This is a genomic window from Streptomyces sp. NPDC002640, assembly GCF_053592575.1.
In genome coordinates, this window is record NZ_JBSFVZ010000003.1 from 363662 (window position 1) to 386095 (window position 22434).

A 22434-nucleotide genomic window follows, 5' to 3' on the forward strand; every position below is an offset into this window, starting at 1 on the left:
GCGGTCCGTCGCTCAGGGGTGGACGGGGAAGGACGCCTGGAACCTCAGGCGGGCGTCGGCGTCCTCGCCGAGGGCGGTCAGCAGGTCGTCGAGTGCGGCGAACTCCTCCCAGGCCGGGCGGCCGGTCGCCGCGGCGAGCCGAACCACCACCAGGTCCTCGAGGTCCGCGACGCGCCTGCCCTTCCACACCTTGTCGGCCAGGGACACGACCAGGTCCTCCAGGACGACACCCGGGTCGGACCACGAGGCGTGGGTGGCGGCGAAGCGGGCCAGGCGGGGCGGGACGCCGTGGTCCACGAGGAGGCCGCGGCCGGCCTCCTCGTGGGCGGAGCCGGGGCCGGTGAGTTCGCCCGGGTGGAGGACCTTGCCGATGTCGTGCGTGGCCGCCCCGAACAGCACCGCCTCCCGGTCGAGGGTCACGGAGGGGCGGTCGCGCTCCAGCCGGTCCATCAGTCCGTCCACCAGCCCGTCCACCAGCAGGTGTGCCACGTCGTGCACGGCGCGCAGGTGAGCCGCCAGGCGCGGCGGGCAGTCCACGGCGGTCAGCAGCCCGGCCGCACGGTCCGGCAGCGGGAGCAGGGGCGGGTCGGACGGGCCGTGCAGGGCCCGCGCGAGGAGATCGGGACCGGTGGCCTCCGGTCTCCGGGCGTGGCCGGGCACAGGGTTGGGGCGCATGCGGACCTCCTGTCCCGCCGACCGGGTGGCGGCGGAGACGACATTGTGGGGGACGCGTGGCGGAAACGGCCGTGTCCGACGGTTCCGTCGTGACCGTCGGAGGGGGCCACTACCCTCGGGACATGACACACGAGGAACCCGGCCACGAGGAACCCGGCTTCGTCTGCTCGCGGTGCGGGGAGCACCACGCGGGCCTCCCCCTGGGTTACTCCACCGAGGCGCCCGACGTCTGGGACCCGCGCTACGCCGACCGCGAGGACAGCGTCCTCTCCCCCGACCAGTGCGTGATCAAGGGCGAGCACTTCTTCGTGAAGGGCCTGATCGAGATCCCGGTCCGCGAGACCGGCGAGAGCTTCGAGTGGGGTGTCTGGGTCTCACTCAGCGCCCAGAACTTCCGGCGGGCGGACGAGTTGTGGGAGACCCCCGGGCGGGAGGCGGAGCCGCCGTACTTCGGCTGGCTGACCACCGAGCTCCCCCTGTACTCCCCCAGCACCCTCAACCTCCGCACCAACGTCCACACCCGTGAGGTGGGCCGAAGACCCTTCGTCGAGCTGGAGCCGACGGACCATCCGCTCGCGGTGGAGCAGCGCGAGGGGATCACGCTGGCGCGGGTGCGGGAGATCGCGGAGGCGGTCCTGCACGGCACGGACGGCCCGCCCGGCCGGGGCGGGTCACCCGGCCCGCACAACCGCTGACCCGGACCGCACCGCCCGCAGGGCTCTTGGCCTGTCCCGCACAGCCGGCGCGGCTCCGGCTCAGGCCGCACGGCGCCTGCCCCGGCCCGCACGGCCAGCACGGCTCTTGGCCGGGCCGCCCGGACCGCACGGCGCCTGCCCCGGGCCGCACGGCCAGCACGGCTCCGGCTCCAGGCCACACGGCCCGCAGGCCCCTGCCCCGGCCCGCACGGCCAGCACGGCCGCTGCCCCGGGCCGCACGGCCAGCGCGGCTCTTGGCCGGGCCGCCCAGCCCGCAGGGCGCCTGCCCCGGCCTGCTCAGCCAACGCGGCTCCTGCCCGCAGGCCCCTGACCCGGCCAGCCCTGCCCCAACCCGGGGCCGCACGGCCCGCACGGCTTCTGCCCCGGCCCGCACAGCCAGCACGAGCTCCGGCTTCAGGCCGCACGGCCCGCAGGCCACTGCCCCGGCCCGCACGGTGCCTGGCCGGGCCACCCGGCCCGCACGGCCCCTGACCCGGCCCGCACAGCCAGCACGGCTCCTGCCCGCAGGCCCCTGACCCGGCCAGCCCTGCCCCAACCCGGGGCCGCACGGCCCGCACAGCCGTCCCGGCCGGTACGGCTCCTGGCCCGGGCCGGGGCCCACACGGCTCCTGCCCCGGGGCCGCTGAGGCCTCCGCTCAGGCCGTCGCACCCCCGGCGGCCTCCGCCACCGGCTTGGGCGTACCGGCGGAGACGACCGGCGACGCGGCCTCCGGATCGGGCGGCAGCGTGCGCATCAGGAACGCGTAGCCGACGGCCGCCACCGTGCCGATCACCGCGCACGCGGCCCACAGCAGGTCCGGGCCGTACGCGTGGATGACCACGCCGGAGACCAGCGGCGCGACCAGCGCCGCCAGGGCCCAGGACACGGAGTACATCCCCTGGTACCGCCCGCGCCCCTGCACCGGCGAGAGGCGGACGACCAGGCTCGACTGGGTGGGCGCGTTGATGATCTCGGCGATGGTCCACACGCACACGGTGAGGGCCAGCACGCCGACCGATCCGGCGAAGGCGGTCAGTCCGAAGCCGTAGCCCGCCAGGAGGGCGGAGACCACCAGCAGCCGCCGCGGGTCCCGGCGTTGGAGCAGCCCGGTGACGGGGATCTGCACGGCGACGATCAGCACGCCGTTGACGGCGATGGCCAGGCCGTAGTCCGCCGGGCTGAACCCCTGCTGCCCCATGGCCACCGGCAGGGCCACGTACCCCTGCTGGAAGATCAGCGCGACCAGGAACGACAGCCCCACCATCGACATGAAGCGCCCGTCCCGCAGCACCGTGCCGAGACCGATCGCCTTCTCCGGGCCGGCGCCGGCGCCGGAGCCGTCGCCGCCCGCCGGGGCCGTCGGCGCCTCGGGCCGGGACTCCGGGATCTTCACGAAGACCAGCACCGCGCAGGCCAGCGTCATCCCGGCCTCGATCAGGAACCCGGCGACGTAGCTGACCTCGGCGACGAACCCGGCGCCGACCGCGGAGACCGCGAACCCCAGGTTGATCGCCCAGTAGTTGAGGGAGAACGCCCGCACCCGGTCCTGCGGCGGCACGATGTCCGCCATCATCGCCTGCACGGCGGGCCGGGAGCCGTTGGACGCCATGCCCACCAGGAAGGCCACGGCCGCGATGGCCACGGGGTCGACCACGAAGCCGAGCGCCGCCACCGAGACCGCCGTGGAGAGCTGCGCGATCAGCATGGTGGGCCGGCGCCCCAGCCGGTCGGTCATCACGCCGGCGCCCACCGAGGAGATGACGCCGCCCAGGCCGTACAGCGCGGCGACCAGACCGGCGTAGGAGGCCGAGTAGCCGCGGTCCATCGTCAGGTAGAGCGCCATGAAGGTGGCGACGAACGCGCCCAGGCGGTTGACCAGCGAACTGGTCCACAGCCACCAGAACTCGCGGGGAAGCCCGGAGACGGCCGCCCTCAGGGCGCGGATCAGCGAGGCGAGGAGCAAGGGGGGCCTCCGCAAGGGGCGGGCGAACGGCCGGTGTAAGCGGCGCAGAGGGACACCGCATGTTACTCCCGCCGTCGCCGAGGGAGCCACCGCATTGTGGACGGGGCGCGCGGGGCTCGAACACCTCCGATTACTCTGGGTGCCATGGCCGACGCACCGTACAAGCTGATCCTCCTCCGCCACGGCGAGAGCGAGTGGAACGCCAAGAACCTGTTCACCGGCTGGGTGGACGTGGACCTGACCGACAAGGGCGAGAAGGAGGCGATCCGCGGCGGTGAGCTGATGAAGGACGCCGGGCTCCTCCCCGACGTCGTGCACACGTCCCTCCAGAAGCGTGCCATCCGCACCGCCCAGCTCTCCCTGACCGCCGCCGACCGGCACTGGATCCCCGTCCACCGCAGCTGGCGGCTGAACGAGCGCCACTACGGCGCCCTCCAGGGCAAGAACAAGGCGGAGATCCTCGAGCAGTTCGGCGAGGAGCAGTTCATGCAGTGGCGCCGCTCCTACGACACCCCGCCGCCGGTCCTCGACGCCGACGCCGAGTGGTCGCAGTACAACGACGCCCGCTACGCGACGCTCCCGCCGGAGCTGCGCCCGCAGACCGAGTGCCTGAAGGACGTCGTCCACCGGATGATGCCGTACTGGTACGACAGCATCGTCCCGGACCTGCTGACCGGCCGCACCGTCCTGGTCGCCGCCCACGGCAACTCGCTGCGTGCGCTGGTGAAGCACCTCGACGGCATCTCCGACGCCGACATCGCCGGCCTCAACATCCCCACCGGCATCCCGCTCTCCTACGAACTCGACGCCGAGTTCAAGCCGCTGGTCGCCCACGGCACGTACCTCGACCCGGACGCCGCGAAGGCGGCCATCGAGGCCGTGAAGAACCAGGGCAAGAAGAAGTAACTTCCGCCCACGAAATCGCCCCCTGCCCGCGGCGCATCCGCGGGCAGGGGGCGATTTCTTGCGTGCGACCGGGCGTGACCGGCGGGTGCCGACCGTCGGGGCGGGGCCTGGGGTCAGTTGGCGAACCAGCCGCCGACGGTGTCGTAGGGGAGGTTCAGGGAGCTGACCGTGTAGCTCTTGGAGCCGGTGCCGGTGATGCCCGTGGAGGAGCCCTTCAGCAGGTGGGCCATGCCGAGGGTGTCACCCGCCCACTCGTCGGTCTCCACCATCAGGTCGGCGCGCCCGTCGCGGGTGTAGTCGGCCATCCGCAGGTCGTTGCCGAAGTTGTCGTCGGCCTCGATGCCGCCGGCGACACCGGACGTGTTCTGGTCGTAGGACTTGGCGCCGGTGCCGGAGAGGCCCCCGGCGCGGCCGAGCAGGACGGTGACCGAGCCGCCGTCGCGCCGGTCCGCGAGGTCCTCGCCGGGAGCGCCGACGGCCAGGTCCGCGTAGCCGTCGCCGTTGACGTCGCCGGCGGCGAGGGAGTAGCCGAACAGGTCGTCGCTCTCGGACGCTCCGGGGACACCGGCCGTGGCCTGGCTGAACTTCACCGGCTTGCGCCCGGTGTTCGGGCCGTTGGCGCCGCCGTACTGGACCACGACGTAGCCCCGGTTGGAGTCCTCCTCCTCGGCGCCGCGGCCGACGGCCAGGTCGCCGAAACCGTCCTTGTCGAAGTCGCCCAGGGCGATGCCGTAGGGGCCGTTGCCCTGCGGCTCCATCGGGTTGGGGTCCGGGATCCGGACGGCGGCGGCCCGGGTGGCGAAGGTGTCCCCGCCGCGGTGGAAGTAGGCCCGCACGTCCATGTCCGAGTCGCCGAGGTCCTGGCCGAGGATGTAGAGGTCGGTGGCGCCGTCGGCGTTGACCTTGCCGGCCACCAGCCTGTCGGGGGCGAGGTAGTCGTAGTTCCAGCCGAGCGTCTGGGACTCCGGGTACCCGCCCGTCCGGGTGAAGGGGCCTTCGAGCAGCACGACACCGCCGGCCTGGCTGGCGCTGGTGGCCGCGAGGTCCTGGTCACCGTCGCCGTCGAAGTCGCCCGCCACGACGTCCTCCCCGAACCGGTCGCCCTGGCCCTCGTACTCGGCGGGAACGGGCGAGTGGATGACGGTGCCGGTGCCGAGGCCCTTGGCCCCGCCCCAGACGACGGTGAGCCCGCCCCGGTACTGGATGTCGCCGACGCTCTCGTAGGGGGAGGAGACGATCAGGTCCGCGTACCCGTCGCGGTCGAGGTCGGCGCTGGTGGCGGCCATCCCGAAGGAGTCCTCCGCCTCCGCGGTGCCGGGGATGGCGGCCTGGCTCTGGTGGATGGTCTGCACGCGCGTCCCCGGGCCGCTCGACGTGCCGTAGACGACGTCGACCCGGTAGTCGGTCTTGTACCGGCCGCCGAGCAGGACGAGGTCGCGGTAGCCGTCGCCGTTGAAGTCGTCGGACAGCTTGGCCGGGGCCGCCAGCGCGGGCTGGGCGATCACGAAGGGGCCGGTGACCGCCGCCGCGAGGACGGCCGCGACGGCGAGGGAGCGGGAGGGGCGCAAAGGGACTCCATCGGATGGGGCTGGGTGCGTGATGCGGGGTGTGCGGTGCGTGGTGCTTGGTGCGTGCTGCGTGCTGCGTGCTGCGTGCTGCGTGCTGCGTGCTGCGTGGAGCCGACAGGGGCGGCAACGCGCGGGCTGAGGTCGGGTGTTACGACGCGCGAGCGCCACACAGGGTTGTACGGCCGTGGCCACGGTTCGCCCTCCGTCGCCGAAAGTCCGCCGGGCACGGGCGGGCCACGCCGTGCGGCGCGGCGCGGCGCGGGTGCGGCGCGGCGCGGGTGCGGCGCGGCGCGGGTGCGGGTGCGGCGCGGGTGCGGGTGCGGCGCGGGTGCGGCGCGGGTGCGGGTGCGGCGCGGGTGCGGCGCGGGTGCGGTGCTGGTGCGGTGCTGGTGCGGCGACCGTTGAGTGACGTCGCGGCGTACAACCGGTGGCCGCCCCTCCGTGTCGGACCGGGTGGACGCGTGGCGCACCACCGGCAGCGCGTCGTCCCGCCTGATCCGCTTCCTGAACGAACGTCACCCGATCGGACGCGCGCCACGGGAACGATCGTTCTGCGTCGTTCGTCACATCCCTGAGAGATCGTCATGCACGGCTGCCACCCTGGGCAGTGGCCGTGCGGGAAGGCGGCCGGGATGCGGCCGCTCGGAGCGGCGGGCGGGCGGGTGCGACTCGGGGCAACCGGGTACGACCCCTGTCGCTCTGCCCGCCGGGCATGGCAGCATCCCCCGGGAGAGTCGAAGTTACCGACGGTAAGGCAGGTGGGAGGCGACCCATGGCAGCAAGCAGAGCAAGAGGCGGAAGCGGCCCGCGCCGCCGGAGACTGATCGCCACGGCGGTGGCCCTGGTCTGCGCCATCACCGCACTGGGCACGTCCGGTACGGCGTTCGCGGGCACCCATGCGCCCTCCTCGGTGTCCGCCCCCGCCGAACCGGCACCCGCCCCGGCGTCCAACGCCGAGCTCGAGACGGTCCGCGGCCGGCTCGACGCCCTCTACCGGGACGCGGCCCGCGCCACCGAGGCGTACAACGCCGCGGAGGAGAAGGCCGAGCAGCAGTCGAAGAGGATCGCCGAGATCGCCGGCCAGGTCCACGCCGTCCAGGAGCGGCTGGACGACCTGCGCCGCCGCGCCGGGGCGGCCGCCCGCGCCCAGTACCGGGGGGCGGGCATGCCGCCGGAGGCGAAGCTCTGGCTGAGCGACGACCCCGAGGACTTCCTCGACGGTGCCCGCCGCGTCCAGGAGGGCGAGAAGGCCGCCAAGAACCTGCTCGACGACCTCACCGCCTCGCGGACGGAGCTCAAGGAGCTGGAGCAGGCGGCGTCCACCCGCTTCAAGGAGCTCGAGAAGCAGCGCAAGGCCAAGGACAAGGCCCGCGAGAAGATCGAGAAGCAGATCGCGGAGGCCGAGAAGCTCGAGTCGGAGCTGGAGGAGGAGGAGCGGGAACGGCTCGCCGAGCTGGAGGCCGAGGCCGCCCGCCAGGCCCAGGCCGACTGGGTCGGTTCGGGCATACTCACCGGCCTGGACGACGCCACCTCCGCCTCCGCCCGCCGCGCCATCGGCTACGCCACCGAGCAGCTCGGCAAGCCGTACGTGTGGGGCGCCGAGGGGCCCGACTCGTTCGACTGCTCGGGCCTGACCTCCCAGGCCTGGGCGAAGGCCGGCTACCCGATCCCGCGGACCTCGCAGGAGCAGTGGCGCCAGCTGCACCGGGTGCCCGTCCAGCAGATGCGTCCGGGCGACCTGATCATCTACAACAGCGACGCCACGCACGTCGCGATATACGTGGGCGACGGCCTGATGATCCACGCCCCGCGCCCCGGCCGTTCGGTGACCGTGGCCGGCGCCGGCACGATGCCGATCCTGGGCGTGGTCCGCCCCGACCCGCAGCGCCCCAGCGTCAAGGCCGACACCGCCGGCGCGAGCGACGGGAAGAACGACAAGGGCGGGAACAGCGGCAGCGACGGGGCCGACGCGAAGAACGACAAGGGCGGGAAGAAGGACTAAGGCACCGGAACGGCACGTTCCGGGACCGGCGGACGGAGTGACGCATTCCACCCGCCCCCTCTCCCGGCGGCCGCGGGCGCGTGACGTTCGTCATCCCCTCCGAAGCCGTCGACCTGTCCAAAAGCGCTCCTGAACGCGGCATTTGACTCTGCCGGACAGTCCTGACCGAGGGCTGTCCGGCATTCCGTTGTGCCCTTGTGAGCCGCTAAGGTCCCCAGTCGGTGGGCGTCGAACCCTCTCGACTCCCGCCGTCTCGGGGGGAGGGAAGGAAACCGAACCCATGCCGATGCCCATACCGCGGCCCCGGGCAGTCCCGCCCGTGGAGCGTGACCAGGAACCGGACTCCGGTGGCTGGATGTACGGCGCCCCCGCCCAGGAGGCCCCGCGCCCGCAGGAGACGGCCGACGCCGCCCCCTCCGTGGCACCGGCGACCACGTCGGCCGACGGCCCGCACCGGGCCGGCCCGAACCAGGAGGAGCACGCCTCGCCGGAGAATCCCGCGTCCAGCGCCCCGGTCGCCGAGAAGGCGGCCGTCCCGGCGCCGCTGACGCTGCTGCTGATCGAGGCCGAACCGGGCGGCTCGACCGTCGTGACCGAGCTGCGCGAATCGGACGGCAGGCCCGTGCGGGTCCGCACCGCCCGTAACCTCACCGAGGCGGAGCGTCTCCTCACCGACGACGTGAACTGCATCCTGCTCGATCTCGACCTCCCCGCCCCCGGCCGGACCGCCCCGTCGGAGGACGGCGCGGCCGAGGACGAGCTGGCCGTGCTCAAGCACGTGCTGCGGATCGCGCCCCGGCACGCGGTGCTGGCCCTCACCAGCTCCGGCGACGCCGAGCGCCGCGGCCCCGAGGCGGTGCGCGTCGGCGCCCAGGACTACCTGGTCCGCGACGAGCTCGACGGGCGGCTGCTGCGCCGTGCCATCCGCTACGCGGTGGAGCGCAAGCGCTCCGACACCGCCGAGCGGCGGCTCACCGAGTCCCGGCTGCGCGCCCAGGAGAACGCCCGCCTCGAGCGCGGCCTGCTGCCCACGCCCATCCTGGACGGCTCGCCGCTCCGCTTCGCGGCCCGCTACCGCCCCGGCCGCTCCCGCGCGCTGCTGGGCGGCGACTTCTACGACACGGTGCGCACCCCGGACGGGGCGGTGCACGTGATGATCGGCGACGTCGCCGGTCACGGCCCCGACGAGGCGGCACTGGGCGTCGAGCTCCGCATCGCCTGGCGCGCCCTGACCCTCGCCGGGCTCAGCGGCGACGACCTGCTCACCACGCTGCAGAAGGTGCTGGAGCACGAGCGCCACAGCGAGGAGACCTTCGCGACCCTCTGCCAGGTCGACATCGCCCCGGACGGCCGCAGCGCGGGGGTGTGCCTCGCCGGGCACCCGCCGCCGCTGATCGCCCGCCCGGGCGAGGGCGCGCACCTGCTGCCCTACGAGGAGAACGGCCCGGCGCTGGGCCTGCTGACGGACGCGCGCTGGCCGCGCACCGAGATGTGGCTGGGTGACGCCTGGAGCCTGATGCTCTACACCGACGGCCTGATCGAGGGCCGCCAGGGCAACGGCCGGGGCGAGCGGCTCGGCGAGGACGGCATGGCGGACCTGGTGCGCCACCATCTGGCGGCGGGCCTGAGTGGCGAGCCGCTGCTGCGCGAGACGCTCTCGGAGGTCCGGGCCCTCAACGGGGGCGAGCTCACCGACGACGTGGCCGTCCTGCTGCTCGAGCGCGGCTGACCCGACGCCGCCACCGCGGTCACCGTGCCCGCCGCCGCACCCGCCGCCCCCACGCACGGCGCCGCCCGCCCGGGAGCCGCCTGAGCGGCGCCCCGAGCGGGCGGAGATGCCTGACGACGGGCGTGGCGCGCGCCGGTCAGCGGCCGCCGTTGTACGGGCCGTACGGGCCGTCGCTGCTGGAGCCGCCGCGGGTGCGGCCCTTGCCGCCGCCCGGCAGGCTCCGCAGCGCGGGCCGCACGTCGACGACGTACACGATCGTCGCGATCAGGCCGATGATCGGCAGGAACGACAGGATCGGGAAGATCAGGTTCACCAGGAAGGCGAGCCCCAGGATGATCAGCCAGAACGGCTTGGTCTGCTTGTCGGCGGCGCGGTAGCCGTCCTCACGGCGGATCGCCGCGTCCACCAGCGCGAACCCGCTGAACACGATCAGCGCCAGGTTCAGCAGATACATCAGGTTGCTGAAGCCCTGCATCAGCACAACGTCCACCACCAGTCTCAGGTCGCCCGGGCCCGGGAGGGGTCCTGGGGGAGGTCCTGTCAGCCACGGTACTCGTCGTCCCCGCCCATGGCCCCGCTCGGCTGTCCGTGCTCCCCTACCCGGCCGGTGGGCCGGGCACCCCCGGCCGCCCGGCCCTCACGCCGACGACCGTACCGCCGGCCGGCACCGGCGGTACGGGAGGGCGGCGCGGAGGGAGCGGCGCGGAGAGGGCGGCGCCGACGGGGCGGCGCCAGGGCGGCCGGGAGCGCTCACTCGGCGGGCGGAGCGGCCTTCTTCGCGGTCCGCCGCGCGGGGGCCTTCTTCGCGGCGGGCTTCTTCGCCCCCGCACCGGGCGCCGCGTCGGCGGCCCCGGCCTCCGGCCCGGCGGCCTCCCCGGCCTCCGTGGCCGCGGTGGTCCCGGCGGCCTTCGCGTCCGGTTCCGTCACCGCCGGGGCGGGCGGCTCGGCCACCGGGGTGACCGAGGTGGCCGGGCGGGAGGCCCGCGGCTCGACCGCCGCCGCGGCGTCGACGATGCCGTCCGCCGCCTCGCCGCGCCAGACGCGGACCGCCTGCTCGCCGTGCTCCGCCACCCGCTCGTACGTCTCGCGGGCCTTGACCGCGTACTCCAGCGCCCGGCCCACGCCGCGCAGCGCCAGGCCCTGCGCGCTCTCGCCGAGCTTCTTCAGGTCGGGCTCGAGGCCGGCCACGACCTCGGAGACCTTGGCCTGCACGACCTCGGTGGTCTCCTTGACGCGGGCCACGGCCTTCTCCTGCACCGCCTTGGTGTCGGCGGCCTTCACGGCCTCGATCCGGGCCGGGGCCTCGGTCCGCAGCTGCTCGACGAGGGCGGGCACCTTCCGGGCCTGCCGCAGGGCCAGGTCGGCCGTTCCGGCGGCGAAGTAGAGGGGGGTGGGGTCGCTCAGGGTCTTGCGGAGGTCGTCGGTGATGGCCATGAGGATGGTCCTCCCGGATCGCTTTACTGCTGCGGGTGGTGCTTCTGACGGTCGGCCTGCGGGTCTGGGTCTGGCGCGCACTCGCCGTCGGCCGGACGGCCACCGCCGGTCCCGGTCCCGGTGCCCGTGCCGGCAGCGGTGCCGGTTCCGGCAGCGGCCACGGTCCCGGTGCCGTTCGCGGGGCGGCCGGCGCCGTTCTCGTGGCGGAACGCGTCGTAGATCTGGAGCAGCGCCTGCTTCTGACGTTCGGTGAGCGCGGGGTCGTCGAGAATCACGGCCCGGGTGTCCGGGCCGCTCGTCCCGTCGTCCGCCAAGCCGCTGCCCCGTTCGGCGTCGAGAATGCCCGCCCGGACGTAAAGAGTCTCGGCGGAGATCCGCAGGGCCTTGGCGACCTGCTGCAGCACCTCGGCGCTGGGCTTGCGCAGGCCGCGCTCGATCTGGCTCAGGTACGGGTTCGACACCCCGGCGGCGTCGGCGAGCTGACGCAGCGACAACTGCGCGCCGCGCCGCTGTTCGCGCAGGTACTCCCCGAGACCACCGACGTTGAGCGATGCCATGGCCACACGGTGCCACCGTGCGCTAACTTTTGCAAGCGCCTTTGGCAAGCACCCTGCTAGCAGGGGGGCGCGCAGAGCCTTCCGCGGCGGGCGAGCAGGGCGTGGAGCACGAGCTTCAGCGATCCGACCGTGTGGCCGGCGCCCGCCTCGCGCAGCAGCCGCTCCCCCGCGTCGCCGCGCGCGTGCCCGAGGAAGGTGATGTCCGCGGCGCGGGCCGCCTCCAGGTGCGCCGGGGACTCCCCCACGAACAGGGCCTCCTCGCGCGCGGCGCCCAGCGAGACGAGCGCCCCCGTCAGCGTGTGGGCGAACTCGCCCCGGTGCCCGGTGCCCCGGCCGCACACGCGGGGCAGCGCCTCGGCCAGCCCGCGCCCGGCGACGTAGCGGCTCGCCACCTCGGCGGCGTGCCGGGTCACCACGACCGTGCGCGCGTCCAGCGCGGCCCAGGTGCGCACCAGGGGGTCGGCCCACGGGGTGGGCACGGCCTTCGGAACGGCGCGCAGCTCGGCCGCGGTGAGGTGCTCGCGCACGGCGGCCGCGAGGTCCGCGTCCCGTCCCTCCGCCAGCGCGGCCAGCACCGCGTAGGGGTCACGCGCGGCCCGCACGGCCTCCGGGAGCGGTGCGGCCCCCGGCGAGGCGTCGGCCAGGGCGAGCAGCTCGTCGGCGAGCCGGCGCTCCTCCTCGCCCCCGGGCGGGAACAGCCGGCACAGGGGGCCGTCCAGGGCGAGCAGCACGACACGGGCGCGGGAGACGAGGCGGTCCGCCTCGTCGGTCATCACATGAGGGGCCATCAGGACAGTGTCAGGTCACTGGTGATGGTTTCCCAGAGGGCGTCGAACCACTTCTGCGACTGTTCCACGAACGCCGCGTCGCGCGAGGCGCCGGCGCGCTCGAACGAGAACAGCAGCGACTCCGCGCTCATCCCGTCGAAGACCTCCACGGCCTCGCTCTCACCGACCGTCTCCTCGCGCCGCGTGATCATGTAGTAGGCCATCAGCGCCTCGGAGCCGTTGAGCAGGTACAGCTTCATCGGCGGGGTGAACGGCAGCGCCCGGAAGGTCACCCGGACGTCCACGCCGTGCGAGTGGCGCAGCATCCGCAGGTTGTGGCGCAGGACGTGACCCTGGGCGTTGCGCTGCGCCAGCCACCACTCGTGGACCGGGTCGGGCGGCTCGACGTCCCCGTCGGCGCGCTTGCGGCGCCCCTCGACCGGGACGGGGAAGGCCAGGTTGATGCTCCGCGACGGCACCAGGATCCGCACGTCGATCGACTCCGGGCGGACCCGGCCCTCGTGGACCATCCGCAGCGGCTCGGCGAGCGCCAGCATCAGCGTCTCGGCGGTCAGGCACACCGCGTCGATCCGCACCGCGGGCTCCTGGAACGCCTGCACCAGCCGGGGCGCCAGGCCGACCATGGCCGGGCGCGGCTCGCCCGAGACCGGGCGGCGCTCGGCGATCCGCGGCGGGCTGCCCTTGCTCACATTGGTCAGGAGGCCGAGCTCCTGCAGGGTGCGCAGCGCCTGACGCACCGCGCCGCGCTCCACGCCGAACTCCTCGGCCAGCTCCGCCTGGGTGGGCAGGCGGTCACCCGCCCTGAGCTCGCCCGCCTGGATGCGGTCGCGCAGTACCTCGGCGATCTCCTGGGACGAGAGTCTCCTGCTGCCAGTCACTGCCACGCTCTCCTGGGTCACGACCAAACGGTACAACTTCAGCACGGATGACGGATGTTGGTTTCACGAACCGCCAACTGGACATAACTGCAACCAACTTGGACTCTTGGCAAAGTTGGACCGAGTTGGCTGCACTACCACCACCGGGAGAGAACCACAGACCGGACACCCCAGCTACCACGACCCCTTGGAGGCACCGTGCCCGCCCTTGCCGCCCTCGCCGCCGCCGTCACCTTCGTCCTGGTCGAGCGGTACGTCGAGATGAGGTACGGCACGGCCGGACTCGTCGGACTGCTGCTCCTCACCGTCGGCCACAAGGCCAACAGCCCGACGTGCAGCTCCGCGGGGGCGGTGGTGCTCGCCGTGACCGTCACCTCGCCGGCGGTCTGACCCGGCCAAGCCTACAACTTCGCGCCATTTCGCGGGAGTTCACGTAATGGTGGTTACCGCGTAGGGCGAGATGGATACACCTAGAGATAAGTTGGTCGCCAACTCTTCCAACCTGGCCGAACGTCCAGGGGGTTGGCGACACGACGCACGGAAGGACAGCGCTCCTCTCCGGAGGGGAGCCGGGAGCGCGGCACCACCACAACTGAAGAGCACGCTACGGATGCACCACCCGCACCACCCTTACGACCGGCGGACGGAACCCGCGGCACGACGTACAGGAAGGAGCCCGACCAGGAGCATCAACGGCAGGGCGCCCGCCCGACCGGGCGGGGCCCCTGCGGCCCCTGCGACCCCAGCGGCCCCAAAGGCCCTTGCGACCCCTCGGCCCCCGTGGCCCGGAGGCCCAGGTTCAGAACGCGGCGCGGATCGCGCCGACCTCGCGGCCGCCGCCCAGCAGCGGCGCGTGGCCGATGCGCTCGAGCACCGGGGAGTCCACCCCGGCCCGCCGCAGCGCACGCGCCAGCACCGGACCGAGGGCACGCGTGGCGCCGTCCTCGACCTTGAACGCCAGCGCCCGGCCGTCGGGCAGGGCCACGGCCTGCACCGCCTCGGCGCCCATCTTCGACAGCGTCCCCGGCACCTCACGCATCAGCCAGGTGTCCGGGCGGCGGGTTCCGGCCACGTACTCCGGGTGGGCCCGCATCGCGTCCGCCACCCGGCGCTCCACGCTGCCCGGCTCCGCCAGCACGTACGAGCGGAAGGCCCGCGCCAGCCCGGTGAGGGTGATCGCCATCAGCGGGGCCCCGCAGCCGTCGGTGCCGACCGCGGCCACCGGCTCGCCCGCCGCCTTCTCGACCTCCGTGTGCACCAGCCGCTGCAGCGGGTGCTCCGGGTCGAGGTAGCTCTCCAGCGGCCAGCCGTTGAGGGCGGAGGCGGCCAGCATGGCGGCGTGCTTGCCGGAGCAGTTCATGACGATCCGCTCGCGGACGCCGCCGGCGGCCAGGTAGGCCTCGGCCTCGACCGGGTCGAGCGGCAGGTCGGCCGGGCACCGGAGCTGGTCCTCGGTGAGCCGGAACTCGGTCAGCATCTCGCCGACCAGCCGGCGGTGGAACGTTTCTCCGGAGTGGCTGGCCGCGGCCAGCGCCAGCCGCTCGCCCTTGAGCGCCAGCCCGGCCCGCAGGACCGCCGCGGCCTGCATCGGCTTGTTGGACGACCGCGGGAAGACCGCCGTGGCGGGGTCGCCCAGCGCGAACTCCACCGAGCCGTCCGCGGCCAGCAGCACCAGGTGGCCGCGGTGGCGCCCCTCCACGAACCCCGAGCGCACCACCTCGGCCAGCGGAACCGCCTCGACGGCGGCGGTGACGGGGGCGGGAGCGCCCGCCCTGGATGCCAGGGAGGCCCGGGAGGGGCGGTCGGCGGCGGGGACGCGGGTCGGCTCGGACACGTGCGGGGGCCTTTCGGGAGTGCTCAGAGAAGCAGGTCGTCCACCTGTGCTTCTCCTTCACGGTACCTGCGCGCGAGCTCCGCCCCGCACGCGTCGGCGGACCGCTGGAGCTCCTGGCGCCGCGAGGACACCTCGCGCTCGTGCCGCACCAGGCGCGCCAGCGCCACCCGCAGCTCCACGTCCGTCCGCGCGGCCAGGTCGGAGAGCCCCACCTCGTCCAGCATCCCGGCCGCCAGCCGGCGGCACTCCTCGTCCCGCGGGGCGGAGAGGGTCACGTGCCGGGCCGAGGACGGATGCCGGGCCGGGGCGTCCCGGAGGATCTCCGGCAGCCGCTCCATGACCGGGCTCTGCCCCGCCGGTCCCCTGCGGGACAGTTCGGCGCGCAGGATGTCGATGCGGCCCTGGAGCAGCCGCCGCAGGTAGCTCAGGTCGGCCTCCTGGCGCTGGGTGCGGCGGCGCAGGGCGCGGATGTCCGCCATCGGCAGCCCGGAGACCGGGGTGCCTGCCGCCGTCCCCGTGGCCGCGGCCCCCGGCGCCGCTGCCCCCGGCGCCGCGGCGGCCATGTCGTGCGAGGGCGACCGCTGCGCGAAGGCGCGGCCGGCCATCGCCTGCCCGTCCGGCGCGGCGGCCCGCCCTCCGATGTGCGTTCCCGGTGTCCTCATCTGCTCCAGCATCTCCTTGGCGCCCTCGACCGGCCTGTGCACGTGCATCGTGCCACCCCAGGTGGCCGCAATGTGCGCGAGTGTCCACGATCGTCCCCTGATGAGGTGGGCCGCAATCCCCTCCGGGCCCCTGGGGGCCGTGCGGAACCACCGTTCGGCGGCACGGCATGATGGGACGCATGCGAGCGGTGGTGCAGCGGGTGGACGGCGCGAGCGTCGTCGTCGAGGGCGAGACGGTCGGAGAGATCACTGGTGAGGGGCTGTGCGTCCTCGTCGGGGTGACCCACGACGACACCCCGGAGAAGGCGGCCCAGCTGGCCCGCAAGCTCTGGTCGCTGCGGATCCTGCACGAGGAGAAGTCCTGCAGCGACGTCGGCGCCCCGCTTCTGGTGATCAGCCAGTTCACCCTTTACGGGGACGCCCGCAAGGGTCGCCGGCCCACCTGGAACGCCGCGGCGCCCGGCCCGGTGGCCGAGCCGCTGGTCGACGAGGTCGTCGCGCGGCTCCGCGCCCTGGGAGCCACGGTGGCCACCGGCCGCTTCGGGGCCGAGATGCGGGTCTCCCTCACCAACGACGGCCCCTTCACGGTCCTGCTGGAGATGTGAGTCCGCGCCCGCGCCCCGAAGGGCACGGGCGCGGCACGGGCGCGCGCGGCGGCGCCTACGGCTCGACCACGACCTCCTGGGCCGCCGCCGTGTCACCGGCCATCAGCCGGGCGTCGACGGGCACGTTGCGCTTCACCAGGGCCAGCGCCACCGGCCCCAGCTCGTGGTGGCGCACCGAGGTGGTCACAAACCCCAGCTTCCGGCCGTCCGGCCCGTCGTCCGCGTTGTGGATCGCGGTCCCCGGCGGGGGCAGGTGCACCTCGCTGCCGTCCAGGTGCAGGAAGACCAGCCGACGCGGCGGCTTCCCCAGGTTGTGGACGCGCGCGACCGTCTCCTGGCCCCGGTAGCACCCCTTCTGCAGGTGCACGGCGCTCTCCAGCCAGCCCAGCTCGTGCGGGATGGTGCGGTGGTCCGTCTCGAAGCCCAGGCGCGGCCGGTGGGCCTCCACCCGCAGCGCCTCCAGGGCGAGGAGGCCCGCCGCCGGGCCGTGGGCCTCGGCGAACTCCTCCAGCCGCTCGCGCGGCAGGAACAGGTCCCGCCCGTAGGGCGTCTCCCGGGCGACGACGCCCTCCGGAGTGGCCGCGATCGACCCGGCCGGCAGGTGCACGACAGCGTGGTCGCCGGTGCGGTCGGCGACCTCCACCCGGTAGAAGAACTTCATCGACTCCAGGTAGGCGATCAGCGCCTCCTGGGTCCCCGGCTCGACGTGCGCCCAGGTGGTCGTGCCGTCGTCCACCAGGTACAGGGCGTGCTCGATGTGCCCGTGGGGGGAGAGGATCAGCGCCTCCGTCGCCCGGTGCGGCGGCAGTTTCTCGACGTGCTGGGTGAGCAGCAGGTGCAGCCAGGCCAGCCGGTCCTCACCGGTGACGGTGACCACGCCGCGGTGGGAGAGGTCCACGAAACCGCTGCCCCCGGCCAGCGCGCGCTGCTCGCGGAACAGGTCGCCGTAGTGGGCGGCCACGCCTTCGTCCACGCCCTCGGCGGGGACGGCGCCGGGCAGCAGGAGCAAGGGACTCTTCATACGGATCACCCTACGTGTCGTGGTCACCATGATCACCGGGGGCGGGAGCGGATCCCGCGTGGGGTTTCTCCCCGCACCGCTCGCACCGCCCGAAGATCGCAAAGTGCTTCATGTCGGTGTCGAACCCGAAGGTCGCCCGGAGCTTGGCGGTGAACTCGGCCGCCACCGCCACGTCGGCCTCGATGACCTCGCCGCAGTCCCGGCAGACCAGGTGGAGATGGTGGTGCCGGTCGGCCAGGTGGTAGGTCGGCGCGCCGTGCCCCAGGTGGGCGTGGCTGACCAGACCGAGCTCCTCCAGGAGCTCCAGCGTCCGGTACACGGTGGAAATGTTGACCCCCGACGCGGTTCTCCTCACTTCCACGAGGATGTCGTCGGGGGTCGCGTGCTCCAGTGTCTCGACCGCTTCGAGCACGAGTTGCCGCTGCGGCGTCAGCCGGTAGCCGCGCTGCCGCAGGTCCGTCTTCCAGTCGGTGCTCACCACACCGAAAGTCTAGGTCGCTCCGGCCTACTTGAAGAAGGCGATTCCGTCGTCCGGCATATCGTCGGGCAGGGCCTTGGCCCAGCGCTCGACCTCCTCCGGCGTGACGACCTTCTTCAGGTGGGCCGACATGTAGGGGCGCAGTTCGACCTCGGGGGTCTGCTTCTCGCCGACCCACATCAGGTCGCTCTTGACATAGCCGTACAGCCGCTTGCCGCCGGTGTACGGGCCGGAGGCGCCGGTCCGCGCGACCGCGTCGGTGGCGACGTCGATCTGCGGCTTCTTGTCGGCCATCCGCCCGTACCAGACCTCGACCACGCCGTCGTCGCGGGTCATCACGATCTCGACGTTGCGGTCCTTGTCGATGCGCCAGAAGCCGGACTCGGTCTCGAGCGGGCGGACCTTGTTCCCGTCCTTGTCCAGCACCCAGGTGTGGGAGTGGTACTCCAGGAAGTCCCGGCCGTCGTGGCTGAAACTGACCTCCTGGCCGAAGTTGCACTTCTCGGAGCCGGGGAAGTCGTGCACGCCCGCGCCGGCCCAGTTGCCGAGCAGGAAGGCGAGCGGGACGAGGTCCTTGTGAAGGTCGGACGGGATCTCGATCATGAGTTGCTCTTCGTCGCGAGGGGCGTAAAAGGTCTGGTGCGCGGCGCGAGGGTCAGCGCTGGCCCTGGTACAGCTTCTTCACGGTCAGGCCCGCGAAGGCGAGCACGCCGATGCAGACAAGAACCAGCAGGGCCGAAAAGAAGATCTCCACGGGTGCTCCTCAGATGAGCGCGGTAAGGCGGTGTACACAAGAGCCGGACCCCAGCTTACGCGCCCGGGGTCCGGCTCTTCCTGCGAGGTGCGGTCAGCCGAGCAGCTGGGTCTGCAGCGCGACCGTCTGCTGGAAGGGGATCGCCGGGGCGGTTCCCTTCTTCGACTGGTTGATCACCGCGAGGACGTCACCGGCCATGAGGTACGCCTGGCGCATCTGCTCGTCGCCGTAGGGCTTGTCCTCGAGGTAGACGGTCGAGTCGACGTCGGCCAGGCCGGCCCGCAGGGGGAACTCCTCGTCGTTCGTCCACGCCTCGGTGCCGTCCGGCAGGAAGCCGGGCTCGCCGTACGGGTTCAGCTCGGACCACAGGCCGGAGTCGATCTGCTCGTTGCTGGTGAAGTGGAGCAGGAAGATCTCCGTGCGGGTGCCGTCGGGCATGGTCCAGCCGCGGGCGGCGATGTGCCGCAGGCCGTTGTCGACCAGGAGCTGTCCGAGCTCCTCGCGCTCGTCCTCGGCGAACCCGGCGAGGAACGTCCTGGTCTTCAGCCAGCCGTTCTCGTCACCCGCCAGGGCCTTGACCGGGGTGGCGCCCCGGGGGGCGGGCAGCACGAGTTCGCGCAGGTCGGCGTGGTGCGCCTGGGCCGGGTTGTCCTCCGCGAACGGGGCCGGGCTGCCCTCGGGCAGCGGCGGTCGCACCAGCTCGGGGTAGTCCCAGCGGCCGTCCGACTCGGTGGCCAGTCCGGGCACGTCGGTGCGGTCCAGCGAGGCGATGCCGTAGGCCGTGCCGGTGCCGACGGCGGCGAACACCACCGCGGCGGCCGTCCAGCGCGCCACGGCACGCAGCACCCGCCGGTCCTTGCGCGGCTTCACCCGGTCCGCCTCGGGCACGGCGTCCGGGTCACCCGCACCCGCATCCGCACCCGCCGGGGCCCCGTCGCCCGCGGTCACCGGCACCACCTCGGCGGCGGCCGACTGCTGCGGCATCACGGGCTCAGCCGCGACCGGCTGCTCCGGCTGCTCGGGCTGCTCCGGCTGCGTGGACCGGTCGACCGTCTGCTCGCTCACACCGCCTCCCCGGGGGTCTCGATGCGGTCCAGTTGCTTGCCCATCAGTCCGGCGATGTCCTTCTTCTCGATCGGCCGGGGCGCGTACGCGGTGAGGGTGACCGTCACCTCCCCGTGGTGGCCGACACAGCGCATGATCTCGTTCTGCCCCTTCTTCTCCGCCTCGAGGAGGTAGCACCAGGCGTTCTTCGCCTGTCCCGGCACCTTGGGCCCCGCCGAGAAGACGTCCATCTCCGTGAGGTCCTGGAAGATCCGGCGCTCGGCCACGGCGGCGGACCTGGCGTCCTTCTCGCTGCTCACCTGCGTGAGCACCGTCTCCACCGCGTACGGGCCGACGCGCCCTTGCACGGTGTAGCTGCGCAGGGCGATACCTTTCACGCGCCGCTTGTCGATGGCCCGCTCGATCTGCTTGCGCTGGCTGCGGGGAAGGTCCTTGAAGCCCTCCTTGGCGAGCTCGGTGGCCTCCTTGCCGCTGAGCTCCCCGTCGGACCCGTACTCCTCGATGTCGGGCCCCTCCTGGAGCGACTCGCGGTAGTCCCAGGGCAGCAGCATGCCGCGCAGACCGTCCGGTTCCTCCGTCGTGCGCTTCGGTCCGTCCGCCGCCTGGGCGTGCTGCCAGGCCGGCTTGCCCGGGTCCCGGTCGGCGTCACGGACCGTCAGCACCGTGAAGCCGGACAGGCCGACCGCGGCAGCGGTGACCAGGGCGGTGCCCGAGATCACCGCGATCCTGCGACCGCGGCCGGGCCTCCCCGCCTGCCGCTTCTCCGCCGTGCCGACAGCGTCCTCCTGGGCGTCGGACGCGTCCTGGGCAGGGCTCGTGTCCTCGGGGTCGCGTGCGTCATCCGTCATTGTCCCGGTCACAGTCGCTCCAGCTGCTGTTCGGCCATGTCCGTGGCCTTCTTCCTGTCCACCGGCCTGACGTCGGAGACCCAGAGCTGGAGGGCGATGTCACCGCGGACCGCGGTCGCGTGGACCTGGTACACCGGCATGTACCCGGGCTCGCGCTCGGGCGGCAGCACCAGGACGGCACCGTTGCCCGCGCCGTCCAGGGGGTACTCCCGGGCTCCGTCGAGGACGTAGTCCGTCTGCGCCTCGTGGTCCTTCAGTGCGCCGAGCGTCGCTTCGTGCCGGAACTGGATGAGGGAGATCCGGACGTTACGGGTGCTGCTCTCCTGCCAGGAGACGGTGGCCGCACGGCGGAACTCGTCGCTCAGCTCGTCCGGCAGGGAGGACATCTCGTCCTCGTGGAAGCTGGACCACTCCACCAACGACAGCCAGCCGCGCTCGACCTCCTTCTTGCCCTTCGGGGTCTTCAGCAGCAGCTTGCGCAGGTCGCCGTCGGTCCTCACCTTGCGGTCCTGGGCGGCCGGCAGCGGGTCCGGGCCCTCGCCCTCGGCCTGCTTCAGCTCGGGCTGGGACAGCGACGGCAGCTTGGTGGGCGTGCGGTCCGCCTGGATCAGGTAGCCGGCGCAGGTGCCACCCACCAGGCCGAGAACGGCCGCGGCCGCGATCAGCGCGGTGGTGCGGCCCCGGCGGCGAGGGGCGGCGGGCCCGGGCTCGGGCGCGGGCGCGGGCTCGGCGGCCGGTGCGCCCTCGGTGTGCGTGGCCTCCGGTTCCCCGGGGGCCGCTCCCTGGGTGGGGGCGGCCTCCTCGGGTTCCTTCGGCGTCTGGTCCGACAAGTCGTTCCCCCCTGAGGGATAGAGGGCACGCGCGACGTTTTCGCGTTCATGCCAGGGGGAAGACTGTTCGACCGGCCTCAAGGTTGCAAGCGAGTTTGGTTACGATCCAGCCATGGCCAAAAAACTGGTGATCAAGGTGACCGCGGGCGCCGACGCCCCGGAGCGCTGCTCGCAGGCCTTCACGGTGGCGGCGGTGGCGGTGGCCAGCGGCGTGGAGGTCTCCCTCTGGCTGACCGGCGAGTCGGCGTGGTTCGCCCTCCCGGGCCGGGCCGCCGAGTTCGACCTGCCGCACGCGGCGCCGCTGCCGGACCTGCTGGACTCGATCCTGGCGGGGGGCGGCGTGACCCTGTGCACCCAGTGCGCGGCGCGGCGCGAGATCACCGAGGCGGACGTCCTCGAGGGCGTGCGGATCGCGGGCGCGCAGGTGTTCGTCCAGGAGGCGCTGGCCGACGACACGCAGGCGCTCGTCTACTGATCCGGCCGGCCGCCGGGACTCAGCGGTCCGGGCCCTGACCGCCCGGGCTCTGACCGCCCGGGTCCTGACCGCCCGGGTCCTGACCGTCGGGGTCCTGACCGTCCGGGTCGTCCCACCAGCGGTCGTCGGGCCCGCGCCGGTTGGCGACCACCGCGGCGACCGGCGGGATCACCATGGCCACCCCGCACATGGCCACAGCCGCCGGGACGGACCACAGCCGCACCACGCCCCAGGCCAGGACGAAGAGCCCGAGGCAGATGCCCATCAGCACCAGATAGGCGCGGCGCCGTCGCGCGTACATGCCTCCAGCGTAGGCATGCCGCGCGACGGCGCCGCAATCGTTCCCGCCGGTCGCCCGGGCCGCCGTCAGACGGCGATGGCGACCTCGGCCAGCCCGCCCTGCTGGGCGACGACCGTACGGTCCGCGGTCAGCCCGCCGGGGACCAGGGCCCGCACGGTCCAGGTGCCCTCGGCGGCGTAGAACCGGAACTGGCCGGTGGCCGAGGTGGGCACCTCGGCGGTGAACTCGCCGGTCGAGTCGAGCAGCCGGACGTAGCCGGTCACCGGCTCGCCCTCGTGCAGCACCTGGCCCTGGATGGTGGTCTCACCGGGCCGGACGGCGGCGTCGGGGCCGCCTGCCTTCGCTCCACACATGGTCGTCCGTCC

The 22434-nt window shown here is 73.6% G+C and carries 25 protein-coding genes; 7 read left to right on the forward strand and 18 right to left on the reverse strand.

The features are described from left to right. Positions 1–12 precede the first annotated feature (12 nt). A complete protein-coding gene (locus tag ACWD3O_RS06325; RefSeq protein WP_451415003.1) occupies positions 13–675 on the reverse strand; it encodes an HD domain-containing protein in 663 nt (220 codons plus the stop codon). Between the two features lie 200 nt (positions 676–875). Here ACWD3O_RS06325 and ACWD3O_RS06330 point away from each other — a divergent pair, with 200 nt between their 5' ends. Beyond that, positions 876–1370 carry a DUF2199 domain-containing protein gene (locus ACWD3O_RS06330; protein ID WP_451408998.1) on the forward strand — a complete coding sequence of 165 codons (495 nt, stop codon included), beginning with the start codon at positions 876–878 and terminating at the stop codon, positions 1368–1370. A 656-nt stretch (positions 1371–2026) separates the two neighbouring features. Here ACWD3O_RS06330 and ACWD3O_RS06335 read toward each other — a convergent pair. Next, positions 2027–3334, reverse strand: a complete 1308-nt coding sequence (locus tag ACWD3O_RS06335) for an MDR family MFS transporter (protein WP_451415004.1) — start codon at positions 3332–3334, stop codon at positions 2027–2029. Positions 3335–3478: 144 nt separating this feature from the next. On the opposite strand from ACWD3O_RS06335, the gene ACWD3O_RS06340 reads away from it, so the two are divergent. Further along, entirely contained in the window at positions 3479–4240 is a 762-nt protein-coding gene (locus ACWD3O_RS06340; protein WP_451408354.1) for a phosphoglyceromutase, read from the forward strand. Positions 4241–4353: 113 nt separating this feature from the next. On the opposite strand, the gene ACWD3O_RS06345 is transcribed toward ACWD3O_RS06340, so the two are convergent. Continuing rightward, complete coding sequence (locus ACWD3O_RS06345) at positions 4354–5808, reverse strand: FG-GAP and VCBS repeat-containing protein (RefSeq protein WP_451415005.1); 1455 nt, start codon at positions 5806–5808, stop codon at positions 4354–4356. A 772-nt stretch (positions 5809–6580) separates the two neighbouring features. Here ACWD3O_RS06345 and ACWD3O_RS06350 point away from each other — a divergent pair. Beyond that, entirely contained in the window at positions 6581–7810 is a 1230-nt protein-coding gene (locus ACWD3O_RS06350) for an NlpC/P60 family protein (protein WP_451415006.1), read from the forward strand. Positions 7811–8090: 280 nt separating this feature from the next. Beyond that, positions 8091–9539, forward strand: coding sequence for a SpoIIE family protein phosphatase (locus ACWD3O_RS06355; protein ID WP_451415007.1), 1449 nt, complete (start codon positions 8091–8093; stop codon positions 9537–9539). Positions 9540–9675: 136 nt separating this feature from the next. On the opposite strand, the gene ACWD3O_RS06360 is transcribed toward ACWD3O_RS06355, so the two are convergent. From ACWD3O_RS06360 to ACWD3O_RS06380, 5 genes are all read right to left on the reverse strand, one after another. After that, on the reverse strand, positions 9676–10032 hold the full coding sequence (locus ACWD3O_RS06360) for a DUF2516 family protein (protein WP_451408341.1): 357 nt from the start codon (positions 10030–10032) through the stop codon (positions 9676–9678). A gap of 257 nt (positions 10033–10289) precedes the next feature. Beyond that, positions 10290–10973 carry a hypothetical protein gene (locus ACWD3O_RS06365; RefSeq protein WP_451415008.1) on the reverse strand — a complete coding sequence of 228 codons (684 nt, stop codon included), beginning with the start codon at positions 10971–10973 and terminating at the stop codon, positions 10290–10292. A gap of 23 nt (positions 10974–10996) precedes the next feature. Next, complete coding sequence (locus ACWD3O_RS06370; RefSeq protein WP_451415009.1) at positions 10997–11530, reverse strand: helix-turn-helix domain-containing protein; 534 nt, start codon at positions 11528–11530, stop codon at positions 10997–10999. A gap of 56 nt (positions 11531–11586) precedes the next feature. Next, positions 11587–12318 (reverse strand): HAD family hydrolase, encoded by a 732-nt coding sequence (locus tag ACWD3O_RS06375; RefSeq protein WP_451415010.1) that lies wholly within the window; start codon positions 12316–12318, stop codon positions 11587–11589. Further along, complete coding sequence (locus ACWD3O_RS06380) at positions 12318–13223, reverse strand: winged helix-turn-helix domain-containing protein (RefSeq protein ID WP_451408996.1); 906 nt, start codon at positions 13221–13223, stop codon at positions 12318–12320. The genes ACWD3O_RS06375 and ACWD3O_RS06380 overlap by 1 nt, the downstream gene beginning before the upstream one ends. A 171-nt stretch (positions 13224–13394) precedes the next feature. Here ACWD3O_RS06380 and ACWD3O_RS06385 point away from each other — a divergent pair, with 171 nt between their 5' ends. Continuing rightward, complete coding sequence (locus ACWD3O_RS06385; protein WP_451408337.1) at positions 13395–13586, forward strand: hypothetical protein; 192 nt, start codon at positions 13395–13397, stop codon at positions 13584–13586. Positions 13587–13995: 409 nt separating this feature from the next. Here the strand turns inward: ACWD3O_RS06385 and ACWD3O_RS06390 are convergent, their stop codons facing one another. Both ACWD3O_RS06390 and ACWD3O_RS06395 read right to left on the reverse strand, forming a co-directional pair. After that, positions 13996–14979 (reverse strand): asparaginase, encoded by a 984-nt coding sequence (locus tag ACWD3O_RS06390; protein ID WP_451408995.1) that lies wholly within the window; start codon positions 14977–14979, stop codon positions 13996–13998. 74 nt (positions 14980–15053) lie between these two features. Further along, a complete protein-coding gene (locus ACWD3O_RS06395) occupies positions 15054–15635 on the reverse strand; it encodes an RsiG family protein (RefSeq protein WP_451408994.1) in 582 nt (193 codons plus the stop codon). A gap of 236 nt (positions 15636–15871) precedes the next feature. On the opposite strand from ACWD3O_RS06395, the gene dtd reads away from it, so the two are divergent. After that, positions 15872–16297, forward strand: a complete 426-nt coding sequence (dtd, locus tag ACWD3O_RS06400; RefSeq protein ID WP_451415011.1) for a D-aminoacyl-tRNA deacylase — start codon at positions 15872–15874, stop codon at positions 16295–16297. A gap of 55 nt (positions 16298–16352) precedes the next feature. Here dtd and ygfZ read toward each other — a convergent pair whose 3' ends face one another. The 6 genes from ygfZ to ACWD3O_RS06430 form a co-directional block, all read right to left on the reverse strand. Further along, positions 16353–17318: a CAF17-like 4Fe-4S cluster assembly/insertion protein YgfZ gene (ygfZ, locus tag ACWD3O_RS06405; protein ID WP_451408335.1), complete on the reverse strand. Its 966-nt coding sequence runs from the start codon at positions 17316–17318 to the stop codon at positions 16353–16355. A gap of 10 nt (positions 17319–17328) precedes the next feature. Then, the gene (locus ACWD3O_RS06410; RefSeq protein ID WP_451408334.1) at positions 17329–17799 is read right to left on the reverse strand and encodes a Fur family transcriptional regulator; all 471 of its coding nucleotides are present in this window, start codon (positions 17797–17799) and stop codon (positions 17329–17331) included. Between the two features lie 24 nt (positions 17800–17823). Beyond that, entirely contained in the window at positions 17824–18399 is a 576-nt protein-coding gene (locus tag ACWD3O_RS06415; RefSeq protein ID WP_451408333.1) for an FABP family protein, read from the reverse strand. Positions 18400–18643: 244 nt separating this feature from the next. Continuing rightward, positions 18644–19615 carry a hypothetical protein gene (locus ACWD3O_RS06420; RefSeq protein ID WP_451415012.1) on the reverse strand — a complete coding sequence of 324 codons (972 nt, stop codon included), beginning with the start codon at positions 19613–19615 and terminating at the stop codon, positions 18644–18646. Next, a complete protein-coding gene (locus tag ACWD3O_RS06425) occupies positions 19612–20463 on the reverse strand; it encodes a hypothetical protein (RefSeq protein ID WP_451415013.1) in 852 nt (283 codons plus the stop codon). Before ACWD3O_RS06425 ends, ACWD3O_RS06420 begins: the two co-directional genes overlap by 4 nt. 8 nt (positions 20464–20471) lie before the next feature. Then, positions 20472–21293 carry a hypothetical protein gene (locus ACWD3O_RS06430; RefSeq protein WP_451415014.1) on the reverse strand — a complete coding sequence of 274 codons (822 nt, stop codon included), beginning with the start codon at positions 21291–21293 and terminating at the stop codon, positions 20472–20474. A 112-nt stretch (positions 21294–21405) separates the two neighbouring features. Here ACWD3O_RS06430 and ACWD3O_RS06435 point away from each other — a divergent pair, with 112 nt between their 5' ends. Next, a complete protein-coding gene (locus ACWD3O_RS06435) occupies positions 21406–21768 on the forward strand; it encodes a DsrE family protein (protein WP_451408329.1) in 363 nt (120 codons plus the stop codon). 19 nt (positions 21769–21787) lie between these two features. Here the strand turns inward: ACWD3O_RS06435 and ACWD3O_RS06440 are convergent, their stop codons facing one another. After that, positions 21788–22069, reverse strand: a complete 282-nt coding sequence (locus ACWD3O_RS06440) for a DUF3099 domain-containing protein (RefSeq protein ID WP_451415015.1) — start codon at positions 22067–22069, stop codon at positions 21788–21790. 65 nt (positions 22070–22134) lie between these two features. Further along, positions 22135–22422, reverse strand: a complete 288-nt coding sequence (locus ACWD3O_RS06445) for a DUF1416 domain-containing protein (RefSeq protein WP_361143205.1) — start codon at positions 22420–22422, stop codon at positions 22135–22137. Positions 22423–22434 lie beyond the last annotated feature (12 nt).